16 protein-coding genes are annotated in these 17,925 nt (G+C 50.8%); all 16 read right to left on the bottom strand.

Translation table 11 applies throughout. The features are described 5' to 3' along the window. Nucleotides 1–138 precede the first annotated feature (138 nt). Nucleotides 139–1,107, bottom strand: a complete 969-nt coding sequence (locus A7090_RS23230) for a SinI family autotransporter-associated protein (RefSeq protein WP_105275690.1) — start codon at nt 1,105–1,107, stop codon at nt 139–141. Between the two features lie 57 nt (nt 1,108–1,164). Next, nucleotides 1,165–3,357, bottom strand: coding sequence for an intimin-like inverse autotransporter SinH (gene sinH / locus A7090_RS23225; protein ID WP_105275689.1), 2,193 nt, complete (start codon nt 3,355–3,357; stop codon nt 1,165–1,167). A gap of 205 nt (nt 3,358–3,562) precedes the next feature. Next, complete coding sequence (locus A7090_RS23220) at nt 3,563–3,775, bottom strand: zinc ribbon domain-containing protein (RefSeq protein WP_105275688.1); 213 nt, start codon at nt 3,773–3,775, stop codon at nt 3,563–3,565. 82 nt (nt 3,776–3,857) lie between these two features. Continuing rightward, nucleotides 3,858–5,330, bottom strand: coding sequence for a ribosome biogenesis GTPase Der (der, locus tag A7090_RS23215; protein ID WP_105275687.1), 1,473 nt, complete (start codon nt 5,328–5,330; stop codon nt 3,858–3,860). Between the two features lie 117 nt (nt 5,331–5,447). Beyond that, on the bottom strand, nt 5,448–6,626 hold the full coding sequence (bamB, locus tag A7090_RS23210; RefSeq protein WP_105275686.1) for an outer membrane protein assembly factor BamB: 1,179 nt from the start codon (nt 6,624–6,626) through the stop codon (nt 5,448–5,450). A gap of 10 nt (nt 6,627–6,636) precedes the next feature. Beyond that, a complete protein-coding gene (gene yfgM / locus A7090_RS23205; RefSeq protein WP_105275685.1) occupies nt 6,637–7,257 on the bottom strand; it encodes an ancillary SecYEG translocon subunit YfgM in 621 nt (206 codons plus the stop codon). A gap of 17 nt (nt 7,258–7,274) precedes the next feature. Next, nucleotides 7,275–8,549, bottom strand: coding sequence for a histidine--tRNA ligase (gene hisS, locus A7090_RS23200; protein ID WP_105275684.1), 1,275 nt, complete (start codon nt 8,547–8,549; stop codon nt 7,275–7,277). Between the two features lie 110 nt (nt 8,550–8,659). Continuing rightward, nucleotides 8,660–9,778 (bottom strand): flavodoxin-dependent (E)-4-hydroxy-3-methylbut-2-enyl-diphosphate synthase, encoded by a 1,119-nt coding sequence (gene ispG / locus A7090_RS23195; RefSeq protein WP_105275683.1) that lies wholly within the window; start codon nt 9,776–9,778, stop codon nt 8,660–8,662. A gap of 26 nt (nt 9,779–9,804) precedes the next feature. Further along, on the bottom strand, nt 9,805–10,818 hold the full coding sequence (gene rodZ, locus A7090_RS23190) for a cytoskeleton protein RodZ (protein WP_105275682.1): 1,014 nt from the start codon (nt 10,816–10,818) through the stop codon (nt 9,805–9,807). Nucleotides 10,819–11,102: 284 nt separating this feature from the next. Further along, on the bottom strand, nt 11,103–12,257 hold the full coding sequence (locus A7090_RS23180) for a bifunctional tRNA (adenosine(37)-C2)-methyltransferase TrmG/ribosomal RNA large subunit methyltransferase RlmN (protein ID WP_105275680.1): 1,155 nt from the start codon (nt 12,255–12,257) through the stop codon (nt 11,103–11,105). A gap of 149 nt (nt 12,258–12,406) precedes the next feature. Further along, nucleotides 12,407–12,838, bottom strand: coding sequence for a nucleoside-diphosphate kinase (gene ndk, locus A7090_RS23175; protein WP_000963837.1), 432 nt, complete (start codon nt 12,836–12,838; stop codon nt 12,407–12,409). 140 nt (nt 12,839–12,978) lie between these two features. After that, a complete protein-coding gene (locus A7090_RS23170; protein ID WP_105275679.1) occupies nt 12,979–13,833 on the bottom strand; it encodes a 4Fe-4S dicluster domain-containing protein in 855 nt (284 codons plus the stop codon). After that, a complete protein-coding gene (locus A7090_RS23165; RefSeq protein ID WP_105275678.1) occupies nt 13,833–14,654 on the bottom strand; it encodes a dimethyl sulfoxide reductase anchor subunit family protein in 822 nt (273 codons plus the stop codon). The genes A7090_RS23170 and A7090_RS23165 overlap by 1 nt, the downstream gene beginning before the upstream one ends. After that, entirely contained in the window at nt 14,647–15,276 is a 630-nt protein-coding gene (locus A7090_RS23160) for a DMSO/selenate family reductase complex B subunit (protein ID WP_105275677.1), read from the bottom strand. The genes A7090_RS23165 and A7090_RS23160 overlap by 8 nt, the downstream gene beginning before the upstream one ends. Next, nucleotides 15,273–17,654 (bottom strand): DMSO/selenate family reductase complex A subunit, encoded by a 2,382-nt coding sequence (locus A7090_RS23155; protein WP_105275676.1) that lies wholly within the window; start codon nt 17,652–17,654, stop codon nt 15,273–15,275. The genes A7090_RS23160 and A7090_RS23155 overlap by 4 nt, the downstream gene beginning before the upstream one ends. A gap of 153 nt (nt 17,655–17,807) precedes the next feature. Then, on the bottom strand, nt 17,808–17,925 hold a 118-nt coding region (locus A7090_RS27405; RefSeq protein ID WP_446718734.1), incomplete at its 5' end, for a hypothetical protein.

Genomic DNA, 17,925 nt, shown 5'->3' with positions numbered 1-17,925 from the left:
TCTGTCTCGTTTCAACACGCTTTGCTTAATCCGCGATTAAGCAAAAGATGCGGAAGGTTTACCGGGTTAATGTCAGATTGCGGCCTCGCCTTAGCCGACAAAGCACCGCTCCCCGAAGGGAAGCGGTGGTACGTCGTTTTATTTGCGTCTGAAGTCGACAGACAGCCCAAAGCCCTGGACGCCATCGGGCCCAACGGTAACGCCATTTTCTGCGCCTTCGAACTCCGTTTTCGCTTCGGCGTTGGTAACCGGGATAACGAGATCCTGGTTGTTGTATTTCCCGTTGACGATACCAGGTATCCCCGTCGCGGCAATGGCGCTGGTCCCGGTAAATTTCCAGCGATAGTCGTACTCGCTGGTAACTTCTTCGCCTGGATTGTATTTGCTGTCGCCGTTTTTATCGGCCCACAGCAGGACTTTATAGGTGGTGTTAGTTTTGAGTTTAGTGCTCGTACCCAACAGGTTAGAGGTTGAACCTGACTCGTAAATAACGACTTTAACGTTTTCGTTCACCACCGGACCTTCCGGAATATCGTCATCATCCGCGCCGCCGCCTGCATCGGTGGAGAGATCGTTTAGCAATAATACCGTTGCCACACTGGGATCGCCGGTGGTGGTGGTTGGCGTGATTTGGATACCAATATAACGATCGGCATCTGCCGCCTGGATCTCATAGCTGCTGCTGCCTTTGGTGCCAATTTCTTTCGGATTGCCACCGCTCTGATCGCTGTAGCTCATCCACTGGACGGTTGCCTTAGTGGCAGTATTTTGCGCATCCAGGTCGCCTTCCGTATCGCCAATTGCCCAGTTGATAGTCACCGTATCGCCCACATGGAACTGTCTGTCGCCGTCATTGGTGATGGCGCGCGTACCGCGATCGATAGTCAACGTGACATGGTTTTTATCTGTCTCCGCAACTTTATCCGCTGCACGGGTGATCCACGGCACGGTCCCCTGAATAGTCCCGGTTGATGCGGTAACAATCTGCCATTGTCCGGTTTTCAGATTACCATCCGGCGCAGCGACCGCCGCAGGAACGGTACAATATCCTGCGACTACCAGCGCTAAAGCGACCTTTGTCAGCCGCCGTTTGCCTATTGCTTGCATTAAGACTCTCCTTTTCTTCAAAATTCAGCGACTGGCCGGTCAGCCATTACGCCGACGCTATTTTTTCTGGCTGTACGTTACGCGTAAGCCATAGCCCTGCACGCCGTCCTCTTCGCTGGCAGCGAACGTCTGCGCCGCTTCACGGTTGGTGGCAGGAAGCACTAAATCCGCATTACTGGTATTTGTCTGCGCTCCGGTATGTCCGTTGACGCTCTGCCCGGTAAATTCCCACTGGTAGTCGTACCGGACCATTTCTTCTTCACTGAGCTGCTCCGACATCTGGAAAACACCGTCGCTGTTTTTGTCGCGCCACAGCAGGAACCGGTAGGTGTTATTCACCGTGAGATGTTTGTCTTTTTTATCAATGAGATTGATGGGCTTAGTCGTGTTTGTTTGATAGATGATGGCGTTCAGGCCATCAATGGTCTCACCGATAAAAGTGACGTCAACATAGTTGCTGTCGCCGTAGGCATCTTCCTTCGCCTTCCAGCGGAAGGTGCCCGGCAGCGTACTGGAGAGCGTGACCGTACCGACCTCTTTATCGCGTTTGGCGATAAATACGCAGGGGTTTTCCATTGAGCAGGGTTTGTCCACCAGAGTGACTTTTTTATCGTTGTTGTCGTACAACGCTGGCGTCATCGCATCGTCCACCAGTTCGTTGCCGTTGCGATCGGTATTGTCGCCAAAAGCGTCGGTGAGCAGAACGTCCATCACTACGCCGTCCACGCCGTCTGCCTGCGCGCTGGCCTCATGGCTGTGATCGGTGCGATCGGGATCAGCAATATTGTCGACGATCAGTTCAATCTTGCGCCCCTGTTGGACGGTGATCGCCACCACGCCAGACATTTCCTTGTTACCTTGTTCATCCTCAAGGGTGATGCGGACTTTCCAGCTATTCAGCGCTTCGCGCTCGGCTTGCGTACTGGCGTTGACCCACGCAGGCAGCACCAGGTTCCAGCGGTTGTTATTGCCTTCGGTCAGTGCATCTGCCTTTACCACCGGCATCACCAACGTGCGGTTGGCGTTATTCTTCGCCTGCCAGGATGCAGTAGCGATTTTATAGTGGTGGTTGATGAGCGCGTTAATCGTCCACTGACACTTCTCAAGGCCGATGCCCTCTTCCGGCGTGTCTTTCACCACGCATTCCGGGTGCAGGTTGGCTTCCGAGGCTTTTAGCCATAGCGTGACATCCAGCGGATCTTTCTCACGGTATTCGAGGATAATGAAATTATTACGATCGACAAAATCAGTACGGCTGCCGACGAGCGAGCGCTGAATTTTGACGTTTTCCGGGTCAAGCTGCGCCGCCAGTGGCGTACCGAGTTGATAATTCAGGGTGGCATTAACGCTGAAATCGTTGCTGTCGCCGGTGCCAGCTTTGTAATCCGTGCCAACGGTGAGTAGTGGCACCGGCGTATAGTTCAACCCAAGGGTGACCGCATGAGGGTCTTTTTGCAGGTTGTCCTTGCCGAACAACGCCACCTCGTCGCCGTAATATTGCTCAAACATCAGCGTCGCGCCAAGCTGCGGATAAAACGGCAGCCACGTTTCGGTGCGCACGTCCCAGCCGCGTGCCGGGCGCTCTTCATAAAAGTCGAAATCGTCGGAGTCTTTCCAGTCGGAAAGCGGGTGATAGTAGTTGCCGGAAAAACGAAGAAAATCGGTCCAGGCTTCGGTGCCTATGCCGAGTCGTCGGTGACCACGGGTGAAATCGTAGTCATAAAAGACGTTGCTGCCAAGCAGCCAGTCGCTGACGTTTTGCCGCACGCCAATGCCCACGTTACCAATGGTGCGATCCTCTTTGCGCTGAACGGAAAACTGGCTAAACAGCAGTGTGCTTTGGTTGTCATACCAGGGAACGAAATAGTCCAGCGAACTGCCGTCCAGGTCGCCGCCCTCGCCCACCGATAAAGTCGTGCGCACTTTCCCGTAAGGTGACATCAGTCCTTCGATATAAGACTGGGTGGAGGAGGTAATTTGATTTTGCAGATAGCTACGCGCCTGGGATTCGAGTGCTTGCGGGGTCAGATTTTCAAACCCCTGAGTGGCAGAATTGGTGATGTAATCGCGAGTCTGTTCTTTAAAGCTTTTGCCTTTGTTTTCCTGCTCTGCCTTCTGTGCAGCAGCGCTACCGAGATCGGGTAATGTGTTGTTTTCAGATTTGTTTTCTTCGGCAACGGCAACGCCAGAGGTAAATATAGCTCCCCCATAAATTAATATTGTTAATATTAAACGCCGCCAAAATCCCATTAAAAATCCCTTTAGAGATTTTATTCCCCAAAAGTGCAGTTTATGGCGTCAGCGTGGAAAAAAAACTAAATGAATTCCTAAAAATTGACTAAATTAATCAATATGGCACCAATTATTCATCAGTCCTTTAGTGGAAATTGAAATTCACTTAAAACACATATTCTTCAAATATATAAAACAAGCAAATCATTCACTAAATAAATAATTAAAGTGCGAATTCAATGCGCTTCTTTGAAATTAATCCATGCCCCCTCTGGCAAAAATAATCTACTGCGCCGCAGGCTTTAAGCACTTCCAACGGCTGATGGCATTCCGGGCATAGTGGCGTTAACGTGAAATCCTGATGGCAGGAAACGCAGTGCGCCTGAGCGTCGTTTTGTTCAAGTGGGTGATTGCAGATGGGGCAGTTGAGTTTCATAATACCTCCAGTTTCATTGCCCTTCTCTTATAACGCAGAGAGGTGCAGTGGGCAGGTTTCCCGGCCCACTGATGGTCAGTGATTACTTGCTTTTCTTGATATGCTTCATCAGACGCTTACGCTTACGCATCTGGGTCGGGGTCAGGGTGTTACGCTTGTTCGCATACGGGTTTTCCCCTTCTTTGAACTGAATACGAATCGGCGTACCCATCACGTCCAGAGACTTACGGAAATAGTTCATCAAATAACGCTTGTAGGAATCCGGCAGGTCTTTTACCTGGTTACCGTGAATCACCACAATCGGCGGGTTATAGCCACCTGCGTGAGCATACTTCAGTTTGACGCGACGACCACGCACCAGCGGCGGCTGGTGATCTTCAACTGCCATGGTCATAATACGTGTCAGCATAGACGTTCCCACACGACGGGTAGAACTGTCATACGCTTCACGTACTGACTCAAACAGGTTACCGACGCCGCTGCCGTGTAATGCAGAGATGAAGTGTACACGGGCGAAGTCGATAAAGCCCAGACGGAAGTCCAGCGTCTCTTTCACCTGCTCTTTTACTTCCTGACTCAGACCATCCCACTTGTTAACCACAATCACAAGTGAGCGCCCACTATTAAGAATAAAGCCCAGCAGGGAGAGATCCTGATCGGAAATACCTTCACGAGCGTCAATCACCAGCATCACCACGTTAGCATCTTCAATCGCCTGCAACGTTTTGATTACCGAAAATTTCTCTACCGCGTCGGTGATTTTACCGCGCTTACGTACGCCCGCAGTATCGATGAGTACATACTCACGTCCATCGCGTTCCATTGGAATGTAGATACTGTCACGCGTGGTGCCCGGCATGTCGTAAACCACGACGCGTTCTTCACCGAGAATACGGTTAGTGAGTGTAGACTTACCGACGTTCGGACGTCCAACAATCGCCAGTTTGATCGGCAAACTTTGCGGGTCAAAGTCGTCTTCCTCTTCTTCTTCGCCGTTCTCTTCCGCTTCAAATTGCGCCCAGTACTCAGCGTCTTCATCTACGTCTTCTTGCGGTGCAACATCCTCCATCCACGGCAACAGGACGTGCTCCAGCAGACTTAATACACCACGACCGTGAGACGCGGCGATCGGGTAGATTTCACCTAAACCAAGCGAGTAGAAATCAACCACTGCCTGATCCGGATCCAGGCCGTCAGTTTTGTTTGCCACCAGGAAGGTCGGTTTTTCACGGGAGCGCAGATGTTTAGCAATCGCTTCATCTGCCGGCATCAGGCCCGCGCGCGCATCCACCATAAACAGTACGACGTCTGCTTCTTCAATTGCCAGCAGTGATTGTTCTGCCATGCGGGTTTCTACACCGTCTTCTGTACCGTCAATACCGCCGGTATCAATACAGATAAACTCGCGGCCTTCAATTTCTGCACGACCGTACTTACGGTCACGAGTCAGACCCGGGAAATCCGCAACCAGCGCATCTCGGGTGCGAGTTAGACGGTTAAATAACGTGGATTTTCCTACGTTAGGGCGCCCGACAAGCGCGACCACAGGTACCATGTTTAAAGCCTCATTTTTATAAATCATCAGACAACGCGCACTATATTCGTGTCGTTGTTAAAAACAGGAAAACGGCCCCTGTCCAGGAGCCGTTTTCAAAGTGAACGACAGAGACGATTAACGTGTAATAGAGTACACGGTCCCGTCTTTTGCCTGGATCAGCAGTTTACCCTCAGCGGCAACCGGTTCAGTCTGGAAACCGGAGCTATCAACTTTTTGCTGGGCAACGAAACGACCATCTTCGACGTTGATCCAGTGCAGATAACCTTCACTGTCACCTACCACCAGGTTGCCATTATACAGCACCGGAGCAGTCAGCAGGCGATGCTGCAGATCGCTTTGTGTCCACAGCGTAACGCCGCCATCAATGGTCAACGCCATCACCCGGTCATTTTGATCGACCAGATAGATGCGGTTGCCGTCGACGATGAAATCATTCACCGAACCCAGTTCGCGTTTCCACATAATCTGACCACTGCGCAGATCAAGCGCCGTCAGGTTACCATTATAGGCCAGCGCGAAAACAACGCCGTTAACAACGACGGGAGTCGTGTCAACATCGCTCAGACGGTCAATTTCGGTAGAACCGATCGTCTGGGAAATACGCTGCTGCCAAATCATCTGGCCTTGCTGCATTAGCACCGCACTGACGCGACCATTATCGCCACCGACGACGGCCGCACCAAAAGCCGTTGCTGGTGCAGACTCGCCACGCAAAGAGAGTGAAGGCATATCAAGGTTAACTGTCCATTTAACAGCACCGTCAGCTTCGTTCAGCGCTTGTAACTGGCCGTTACTGGTGTGGATTAACACCAGACCGTCGCTGACCACCGGGCGAGAAAGTGCTTCACCCGCGACTTTAGTTTGCCATGCCACAGTACCATCGCTGGTATTCAGCGCGTAAACCTGCGCCTTTTCACTGCCAATGTAGACATGCCCGCCAGACACGGTCACGCCGCCAGAAAGTAATGCAGGCTCTTTAGAGAACCAGCCATCTTTCTCGGCCAGATTGACAGACCAGATTTCTTTGCCATCATCCGCATTCAGCGCTTTTACTAAACCAGCGCGGTCCGCTGCATAGACAACGTTGTCCACCAGTGCCGGATGAAGATTGGAATAGAAGTTTCCAATGCCGCTACCCACGGAAGTGCTCCACGCCGTAGTTGGCGTAAACTGGTTTTCAACGGTCGGCAATGGGGACATCTTTACCACATCTTCTTCACTGTTAAACAGCGAACAGCCGCTTAAAAGGGTAACGGAAAGCAGTCCTGGCAGCAGTAATTTACGCAATTGCATCGGGTCCCTCTCAGATGGACAAATTATTAATTTTCATCTGCATCATTTCGCTCAGTGCCGGGGTAACATCGCTTTTCACGCCAGCTTCCCATGCACTACGCGCACCTTGCTTATCACCTTTGCTCAGCAATGCTTCACCACGCAGGTCGGCAACAATGGCAGCCCACCCTTCACCTTTAATGGTATCGAGGGTTTTCAGCGCGGCATCAGCCTGCTTGAGTTGTACCTGAACGCGGGCAAGACGCAGATTTATCACGGCGTTGAGATTTTCATCGCTCGTGTCTGCCAGCCCCTGTTGTAACTGAGCGGCAGCTTTCTCTAGTTCATTTTTGTCAACAAATTGCTGCGCAAGTTCCAAAGAAGCCAGCGCACCATAGGTATTTTTATTTTCAGCAGCAAATTTTTCTGCCGCCGGAATACTATCCGGTTTACCTTCGCTCACTGCGGTAACCGCATTTTGATAAGCAAGAGAAGCGGAGCGTGTAGAATCAACCTGATGGCTGTTCCAGTAGCGCCAGCCAATCAGTGCGCCAACGCCCAAAATCCCCCCAACAGCCAGTGCTTTGCCATTTTCAGCAAAAAAGCGTTTAATCGCTTCTACCTGGTCGTTTTCGTTCTCGTAAATTTCCACGCTGTCCTTCTCCTTCCTTAACCCAGTAACGTGCGCAAATGCGCGGCTACGCTATCCTGCGCGACGGCTGTTTGCTCACCAGAGCGCAAATCCTTCACTACTGCTGTGCCGTTAGCCACTTCAGACTCACCCAGCACCACAGCAACGCGGGCACCCCATTTATCAGCACGGGCAAACTGCTTCTTAAAGTTGCCGCCGCCATGATTGGTCATCAGTTTCACGCCCGGTAATTCATCACGCAGACGCTCTGCTAATGCCATAGCTGCAGATTGTGTGTCAGCACCTGAAGCCACCAGGTATATATCGACAACAGGAGAGGCAATAAATTCCGGATTAACCGCCTGAACTAACAATACAAGACGTTCGAGGCCCATCGCAAAACCGACTGCCGGTGTTGCACGCCCCCCCAGTTGTTCCACCAGACCGTCATAACGACCGCCAGCGCACACGGTGCCCTGGGAACCGAGGCTGTTAGTCACCCACTCGAAAACGGTACGGTTGTAGTAATCCAGGCCTCGAACCAGACGCTGGTTTACGGTGTAAGCGATCCCCGCACTCTCAAGCAGTTTGCACAAACCGGCAAAGTGCTCACGAGATTCCTCGTCCAGATAATCTCCCAGGGCCGGAGCGTCGTTGAGAAGCGCCTGCACTTCCGGATTTTTGGAATCCAGCACGCGCAGGGGGTTGGTGTACATGCGGCGTTTGCAGTCTTCGTCCAGCTTTTCTTTATGCTGCTCAAGGAATGCCACCAGCGCATCGCGGTAATTGGCGCGTGCTTCCAGCGAACCGATAGAGTTCAGCTCAAGAGTTACGTGTTCGGAGATACCCAACGCACGCCACCAGCGGGCGGTGAGCATAATCAGTTCAGCGTCGATATCCGGCCCTTGCAGACCGAAAACTTCGCAGCCCAACTGATGGAACTGACGATAACGCCCTTTCTGCGGACGTTCGTGACGGAACATCGGCCCGATATACCACAGACGCTGTTCCTGATTGTACAGAAGACCATGCTCGATGCCGGCGCGTACACAGCCCGCCGTCCCTTCAGGGCGCAGAGTCAGGCTGTCGCCATTGCGATCCTCAAAGGTGTACATCTCTTTTTCAACCACGTCGGTGACTTCACCAATCGCACGTTTGAATAGCGGGGTCTGCTCTACAATCGGCAAGCGGATTTCACTGTAACCGTAGCTGCCGAGCACGTTTTTCAGTGTGCCTTCAATGCGCTGCCAGATGGCCGTTTCGCCAGGCAGGTAATCGTTCATGCCGCGAATGGCTTGAATGTTTTTTGCCACGTTTATTCTCTTTCTGAATATAAAAATGAACCCTCAACGCGCCCCTCAATATTTCGGGAGCCATGCGGGTTCAATCATACACGGGAAGCGAGGCGCTTCCCATCACGTTATTATTTTTCAAGCTGCTGAACGTCAATTCGACGCGCTTCGTCCAGCTGACTGGCTTTCGCACGAATGCGCGCTTCCAGCTGATCGATCATATCGTTGTTGTCCAGGCGGTCTTTACGCACGCCATCTTCATAGAGGCCGCTTTTCTTGTTGCCACCGGTGACGCCGAGTGTAGAAACCAGCGCCTCGCCTGGGCCATTCACCACGCAGCCGATAATCGAAACATCCATTGGAGTGATGATATCTTCCAGACGTTGTTCCAGGGCGTTAACCGTACCAATAACGTCAAACTCCTGACGCGAACAGGTCGGACAGGCGATAAAGTTGATCCCGCGCGAACGGATACGCAGCGATTTAAGGATATCGAAACCAACTTTAATCTCTTCAACCGGATCGGCTGCCAGCGATACGCGCAACGTGTCGCCGATGCCTTCAGACAGCAGCAAACCTAAACCAATGGCAGATTTAACCGCGCCACTGCGCGCACCACCGGCTTCGGTGATCCCAAGATGCAGCGGCTGATCGATCTGTTTTGCCAGCAGGCGGTAAGACTCAACAGCAAGGAAGACATCGGACGCTTTTACGCTGACTTTGAACTGATCGAAGTTCAGGCGATCAAGATGATCAACATGGCGCATGGCCGATTCCAGCAACGCCTGCGGCGTCGGTTCGCCATACTTTTCTTGCAAATCTTTTTCCAACGATCCGGCGTTAACGCCAATACGGATCGGAATGTTTTTATCGCGCGCACAGTCAACCACCATGCGAATACGCTCTTCATTACCGATATTGCCGGGGTTAATACGCAGACAATCGACGCCATATTCCGCTACTTTCAGCGCAATGCGATAGTCGAAGTGAATGTCAGCCACCAGCGGCACGTTAACCTGCTGTTTGATGAGTTTGAACGCTTCTGCCGCGTCCATCGTCGGTACGGATACACGGACGATATCAGCGCCAACACGTTCCAGCGCCTTGATTTGCTTGACCGTTGCTTCGACATCTGTCGTACGCGTATTGGTCATGGACTGTACGGCGATGGGAGCACCATCGCCAATCGGCACATTCCCAACGTAAATACGTGTTGATTTTCTACGTTGAATTGGAGCCTGGTTATGCATGAAAAATCTCCCGCGTTACCCGTCTGTTACTGCGCCGGTGATTGTTCGGCATTGAGGGTCAGACGCGCAACCTGGTTAGTTCTGATAAAACGACTCAGATCGACAGGTTTCCCTTGATACTGGATCTGTACTGCGGCTGGCGCACCAATTTTCAGTTTGTACGGTGCCTGGCCGGTTAAGTTCAAATTACCGTCTTTACGCTGCATACCGCTAAACAGTTTTTTACCGGTAGCATCAGTGACTTCCAGCCAGCAATCGTCAGTAAAGTTCATCACCAGCGCATTCAAATCAGCCGCCGGCGTAGCCACACCGGCCTGATCGGTTGGCAACGGCGCTGCGCCATCTGGCGCTGTTGTTGCCGTTGGTGCCGGGGTTGCAGCGGTATCAATATTTGCTTGCGAAGGTGAAACAACCGCATTCTGTTGCGGATCAACAGCTGGTACTGGCGCCGTTACGGCAGGTGTTTGTGTGTTGGTTGCAGTTGCGTCCACAGAGGCTGGCGGCGTGGACGTTGTAGCCGGGTCTGTAGTTGTCGACGTATCTAACGGAACACTCTGCCCTTGCTCGCTATTACTGCTCAGTTCTGCCGAAGATTGGTCGGCCATCGTGGTGATCTCTTCCTGCTGAGCTTTATGGTCTTGCCACCACCAGGCGCCGCTCAGGCCGATAACCACAAACAGCACCAGCCAGGTGAAGGTCATCAGCCAGCCGTCGCGTTTTTTGCGGCGTTTACCGAGAGAAAAACTCTGCATCGGCGCAACTTTTGCAGCCCGTAGTGGAGCCTGCTTTTCCAGCCCTGGCAGCAGTTCTTCTTCTGGAATATGTACCAGACGCGCATAAGAGCGGATATATCCGCGCAGGAATGTTGAAGCAAGATCGGCGTGTGCCTTATCTTCTTCAATGTCGCGTACCGTGGAAACCTTCAGACAAAGTCGCTCGGCAACGGCCTGCTGACTAAGTCCTAGTTGTTCGCGAGCATTACGCAGGCGAGCGCCGGTAGTAAGTGCTTCATTTTGGTCGTGCGTGGCTTCAGTATTCATTCGCTGCAGGTACGTTTAAATGAGAATTGAGATGCTGGTGAACTATCATGCCCACCGACACCGCGAAACATCCGTAAAGTTAACCGTTATCATACAGTATAAGACCGTCTGTGTGCTCGTGACAAAACCCACATCCACTAAGGCTAACTTACTGTTGCATCGTTACATACTGCCTTAAAGTCAGCAAAAACGCACCGTTAATATTGACCAGACAATTGCAACTTAATGCTTCATTCATAAAAGATTACGCCACGGTACATAAAGTAACCGTGGCGTAATAGCTATCAGACCGCTTTAATGTCGATAGCTTCACCCTGCATCCGTTTACGCAGGGTACGCTTCGTACGGTCAATAACATCGCCCGCCAACTGACCACAGGCAGCATCGATATCATCACCACGGGTTTTACGCACAATAGTGGTGAAACCGTAGCTCATCAGCACTTTTGAGAAACGGTCGATACGACTGTTTGAGCTGCGTCCATACGGCGCGCCCGGGAACGGGTTCCACGGGATCAGGTTGATCTTACACGGCGTATCTTTCAGCAATTCTGCCAGTTGATGCGCGTGTTCAGTGCCGTCGTTAACGTGGTCAAGCATCACATATTCAATAGTAACTCGGCCCTGATTGGCGTTGGATTTCTCCAGATAACGGCGCACCGCAGCAAGGAACGTTTCGATATTGTACTTTTTGTTGATTGGCACAATTTCATCACGAATTTCATCGTTCGGTGCGTGCAGGGAAATTGCCAGCGCAACGTCGATCATATCGCCCAGTTTATCCAGCGCCGGAACCACACCAGAAGTAGAAAGCGTCACGCGACGTTTAGACAGACCGAAACCGAAATCATCGAGCATGATTTCCATCGCCGGAACGACATTGCTCAGGTTGAGCAGCGGCTCGCCCATGCCCATCATCACTACGTTAGTAATCGGACGTTGACCGGTGACTTTTGCTGCGCCGACGATTTTCGCCGCACGCCACACCTGGCCGATAATTTCCGATACCCGCAGGTTACGGTTAAAGCCCTGCTGGGCGGTGGAACAGAATTTACACTCCAGCGCACATCCTACCTGCGAGGAGACGCAAAGCGTGGCACGGTCGTCTTCCGGGATATACACCGTTTCGACGCGCTGATCGCCAACGGCAATTGCCCATTTAATGGTGCCGTCAGATGAACGCTGTTCTTCAACCACTTCCGGTGCGCGGATTTCTGCCACCTCTTTCAGCTTGCCGCGCAACACTTTGTTGATGTCGGTCATCTCATCAAAGTTGTCGCAGCAATAGTGATACATCCACTTCATCACCTGATCGGCGCGGAAGGGTTTTTCACCTAAATTTTTAAAAAACTCCCGCATCTGCTGACGGTTGAGATCCAGCAGGTTGATTTTTCCATCTTTCGTGGTGACGTTTTCAGGTGTGATTAATTGTTCAGACATATGCTATTCCGGCCTCGTTATTACACGTTATGGCCCCTGGAGGGTTGAAAAAAGAAACGCCCCGGTGAGCGGCGGCTCATCCGGGGGCGCTGCATTGTACAAATTCTGGCGCACAGATGCCACGTTTGCACGCGGCATTTACGAAATTATTAACGGGTGCGCGGGCACACTTCGCCTTCGCCGAAGAAATAAGCGATTTCGCGAGCAGCAGATTCGACGGAATCAGAACCGTGAGTACCATTTTCGGTCAGGCTGTCAGCGTAATCGGCACGCAGAGTACCGGCCAGTGCGTTTGCTGGGTTGGTCGCGCCCAGCAGATCGCGGTGACGCTGAACGGCGTTTTCACCTTCCAGCACGGAAACCACGATCGGGCCAGAGGTCATAAACTCAACCAGACCATCAAAGAACGGTTTTCCATCGTGTTCAGCATAAAAGCCACGAGCCTGTTCAACGGTCAGGTGCAGCATTTTGGTGCCGACAATTTTGAACCCTGCAGCTTCAAAGCGCGCAAAGATATTACCAATAACGTTTTTTGCTACCGCGTTCGGTTTGATGATAGAAAAAGTACGTTCAATAGCCATGTTAACCTCTGTAAATTGTTCTGTTGTTGTTTGTACCAGCGTACGAGATGGCGCGGATTATAATGAGCAACAAGGCCGTTGACTATTGACGAAGGTAACATTTTTTTAAAATAAAATGAATTTTAGCAACAAGTCGACATTTAGGGTGCTCTCATCCCATAGCGATGCCGTTGGCAATAAAGACAATTTTGCGCATTTTGCTGAAAAGTAATAAAGGATTTTTGACAGGTTTTACAGACTTTGCGATTAGCATGAAGATTCACAATTTTTGCCGGTTGAATCGTCAATTCAACGGTCATTGCCTGATGAAAACAAACAGCAATACAGTTTTGACAACCGTTACACAAGGCATCATTAATTTGTAAATGGCCTTCGTTAAGCGAAAATACCTGTTGCCCGCAGGCCCGCCAGCATGCACCGCAAAGCTGACACTTTTGAGGATCCATCATCGGACGAGCATCACTAATCTGGGGCCAAAAATAATGCAACCGACGAAATCCTGGTGGTATTTGTGTCATCTGAACATCCGCACGCTGCACATGGAACAAACGACGCCGGGAAACATTCACCTCACTGATATGTGGAGATACCACAGACCAGCCTTCCTCGCCGTATTGCCGTAAGCGTTCGTTTAACAGCAATAACGCACGCTCCCATGCCTTCGCCTGACTCAGATCAATCGCGATCGCAGTGATCCCCTGCTCTTTATGCCATAGCAAAAGTTCTTCCAGCGTCGGAGCAATAGTGGTGAACGGTGCGACCAGGGTGTGATTGCGAAAATAACGTACAGGGGAATTAACGCCGCGAATAGCCTCTTGCGGGCAAATAAACTGGCAAACCGCACATTCAATACATTGTTCAGCCTCGACCGCTACGCCCTCTTCTGTCAGCGTTAGCGCCTGTGCCGGGCAAGCCTCAATACAGGCGTGACATGTTGCAAAACGAAAACGTTGGCGCGCGCATTCAGCGCCAATCGTTATGTTATGACTTAACATTAGCCGATACTAAAAAAGACAAAACGCAGCATAACTTCACTCCCCACCAACAATATGCTGCCGAACAACGCCGCCGGGATATTCTTTTTACAACCACCGACAGTAAAGAACATCATCCCAATAACGGAAATTCCCCAGCTTAGTGTCAGTATGGGTTTTAACTGTCCAGGCATCGCTAATGACGCATGTGGCAGTGTGGCTATCTGCATCGCATTCGCCGTTAAATCCTCTATCCACAGCGGCTGAACCAACAAGCGCAACAGAACCAGAAGAGCGATCACCAACACGCATCCATTACGCAGGGCATCAATCTGCGGCAAAATTCCGCTAATGCGAAACACCGCTACCAGCGCAGAACCGAGTATCCCAACTGAACCTAAGAACATAATCAGCGTGTTGTAATGCTGCCAGGTGATAATCGACGTATGGATGTAAACTTGCGCCATGCAGAAAACATCAACAATCCCGACCACAGCCGCCAGCATAAGCAGGCGTTGCCAGCCGCCTTTGCGTAACATGACCAGTACCGTGGATAAACCTAATAGCGCCAGATACAGTGCACCAAAGATAATTTCCCGACTCAGCCATGAGCTGGAAAAATGACTTAGCGCATGCATCGCATTAAGCGGATAACCCAGGTGTAAGGTAGAAATCAGTAACCCCACGGCCCCTGCCAAAAAAGCCAACAGTAATGGCGGTCGTATAACCGGGTGGACACTGGAGGTGATTAAAATATGACGATGAAGAAACGCCAGCCACAACGTCATACCGACCGATGCCTGTAACAGCAGCGTAAAAGCCATTAACGGTAATTCATGCATGATGTGACGCCTCCTTTTCCGCGCCCTGATGCGGTTTAATCACCAGATTTGGCTGCGTAATCGACGAATCAGGTAAACCTTTCACATCACTGACATCGCCATACTTTTCACGCAACTCGTCAATAGGGCCGAACTTAATCGCCCCCAACGGGCACGTTGCCACACAAATGGGTTGTTCTCCTTTATCTTGCAGATCAATACAGAAATCGCATTTCGACATCTGCCCGGTCTGCTCATTCATTTGCGGTGCGCCGTAAGGACAGGACCAGGCGCAGTAACCGCAACCGACGCACTTATCAGTATTCACGCGTACAATGCCGTCTCCGGGACGCTTGTGCATCGCCATCGTCGGGCAATTTTTAGTACAGATCGGATCCGTGCAGTGGTTACAGGAGATAGAAAGGGTATAAGCAAAGACATTATTACTCACGCCGCCCTCTCCGGTGGCGATGAAGCCACCGCCGTTAACTTCATACACGCGGCGAAAACGTCGCCCAACCTCAAGATTATTTTTATCTTTGCAGGCAACCTGGCACGCCTTACAGCCGGAACAACGAGATGAGTCGATGAAAAAGCCTAATTGTTTACCGCTAACCGGACCATACTCTTTAAATTGGCTCATGCTTTCTCAACCTCCACCAGCATAGTTTGATGGGAATTCCCTTTCGCCAGCGCAGTGATACGGGCAGAACTCAACACATTGGCACAACCTCCGCGGTCAATACCTTGCGCATCTGGCTGCCACCACGCTCCCGCCTGCATAGCAACTACGCCAGGGATGATTCGGGGGGGTATTTCCACCGGGATAATGCTCACACCACGATCGTTATAAATTTTTACGCTATCTCCTTCGCCAATCCCGCGCTGTTTGGCATCCTGCGGATTCAGCCAAAGTTTTTGCGTCTGAACTTCTTGCAGCCACGGGTTAGGATACTGGTTGGAATTAGCACGGTTTTTCCCTTTCCAGGTGATGAGCTGCAACGGGTATTTCGCCGTCAGTTTATCTTCTGGCCCTTCAAAGGCAGGGACATAGTGCGAAAGCGCAGGAATTTCTGGATCTTGCATATCGAAAAGACGCTTAGAGAAGATCTCAATTTTTCCTGAAGGCGTCGGGAAAGGATTATTCTGCGGATCGCGAATATTTGCTTCGAAAGCGATGTGCGGCGCGCTTTTAAAAAGATGGCGACGCGTATTTTGCAGGGTCGCGAAGTCCGGTAAATTTTCATCCGGCATCGCCAGACGAGTTTGCTCCCAGATATGCTCTATCCATTGCTTTTCATCACGTCCCTGACTGAACTCAGCTTCGACACCCAGTTTTTTCGCCACCTCACGCAACCATTCATAATCGGTGCGACGTTCAAACTCTGGCTCAATCAGTTTTTCTGACAGAATAAGATAGCTCGCTGTTCCCCATGTTTCGCCGATATTCCAGCGTTCCATAAAGCTGGTTTCCGGCAGCAACACATCGGCATATTTCGCGCTTGGAGTCATAAATAGATCGCTGAGTACGATGAATTCTATTTTAGATTCGTCTTCAAGGAGCTTCGCGGCCTGGTGGATGTCCGGGTTCTGATTCGCCAGATAATTACCTGCCAGTGAAAATAGCAGACGGATATTACTGTCGAGTTTATCGACGCCTTTTAGCCCATCTTGCGGCGTAACTTTAGAAGCATCATCTGCCGCCTGCATCCAGTTCATAATCGAGATTTTCGCTTGCACCGGATTCTCTGGCATATCTGGCCCAACGCAGAATTTACGATTAGAACTACCGCCATAACCTGCCGCCCAGCCACCTTTGATGCCGACGTTACCGGTAATCGAGGCCAGTAAAGTTGAACCTCGGGCGGTGCGTTCGCCGCAAATATGTCGCTGCGGTCCCCATCCCTGAATCAGGGCTGCGGGTTTCGTGTTGGCATAATCGCGCGCCAACTGACGAATGGTTTGAGCCGGAACGTGGGTAATTTTTTCTGCCCATTCCGGCGTTCTGTGTACGCCATCTTTTGCTCCAAAAAGATACGCAACCAGCGATTCGTTTTCAGGGACACCTTCCGGCATGGAGTTTTCATCAAAACCGAGCGTATAGGTGTCGATAAACGGCTTATCGTGGAGATTTTCACTGATGATGACGTACATCATCGCATCCATCAACGCATTGTCGGTGGTCGGCAGCAGAGGGACCCACTGATCGGCAAGTGAAGATACGGTGTCGGAATAGCGCGGATCCACGACGATAAAACGCGTACCGTTTAGCTTCATTATTTGAAAATAGTAATTGGTGTGACCGAAGATGGTTTCCGTCGGGTTATGCCCCCAGAGGATCACCAGTTTGGTATCCAAAAGAGTATCCATCGAGTTACCGCTGGCCGCCACACCATACGTGTAAGGCGTTGCCGCCGCAGTATTACCCAGACTAACGGAGTGATAATACTCGAGATAACCTCCGGTTAAATTTAACAGCCGACGCGCCATCGCATCGCCAGAAAATGTTCCACCAGAAACAGCCGTCCCGACATGGACATAACGTGAAGCCGGGCCATATTGTTGCGTGATCCTTTTCAGGTTATCGGCAATTAAGGTCGTTGCCTCTTCCCATGAAATACGCTCAAATTTACCCTCACCCCGCTTACCAACACGTTTCATCGGATATTTCAGCCTGTCGGGATGATAAACAAATTTGCGATATCCACGCCCACGAACACAGGCGCGCATAACAGGCATTTGCGGGTCCAGTTCGTTATCGGGGAGCGTAGTAATTTGCGTCACCACGCCGTCACGCATATGCGCCCGAATATCGCACTTACCTCCGCAATCAAATGTGCTACAGGTGGGCACAACTTTATCAGCTTCAGGAGCTGTAATTTCTGGCGACGCATCTGGGGATTGCGCCTGAGCGGTAGAAGAAATAAAAGGCAAAGTGATAAGCGCGGAAGTTGCTTGTAAAAAATTACGTCGTGATACTTGCGGAAATGTAATGCGTTCCTTTTCGCCTGGCGTATCCATCTTGCGTTCCTGAAAATGAAAAAATAAATATTCACGTATTTATTCAGGAATAATACTGACAACAATCAAACAATTATTTGCTTTAAAAATTGATATTATTAATATATTATCAACACAAATATTATAACTTGATTAATAGATATTTTGTATATTTCACTGAAATGCAAAACGTACTGTCTCTATTTGCCCCGCTTCATCCATCACCATCAATTGATAATCACTTTTATCCGTCAACTTCAGCGTTATTTTTCGCCCGCGATCAGTTAACGGC

This window comes from Escherichia sp. MOD1-EC7003, from assembly GCF_002965065.1.
Taxonomy (GTDB): domain Bacteria; phylum Pseudomonadota; class Gammaproteobacteria; order Enterobacterales; family Enterobacteriaceae; genus Escherichia.
The sequence above is the reverse complement of the archived record's forward strand: the minus strand, read 5'-3'. Positions and strand labels throughout refer to the sequence as shown.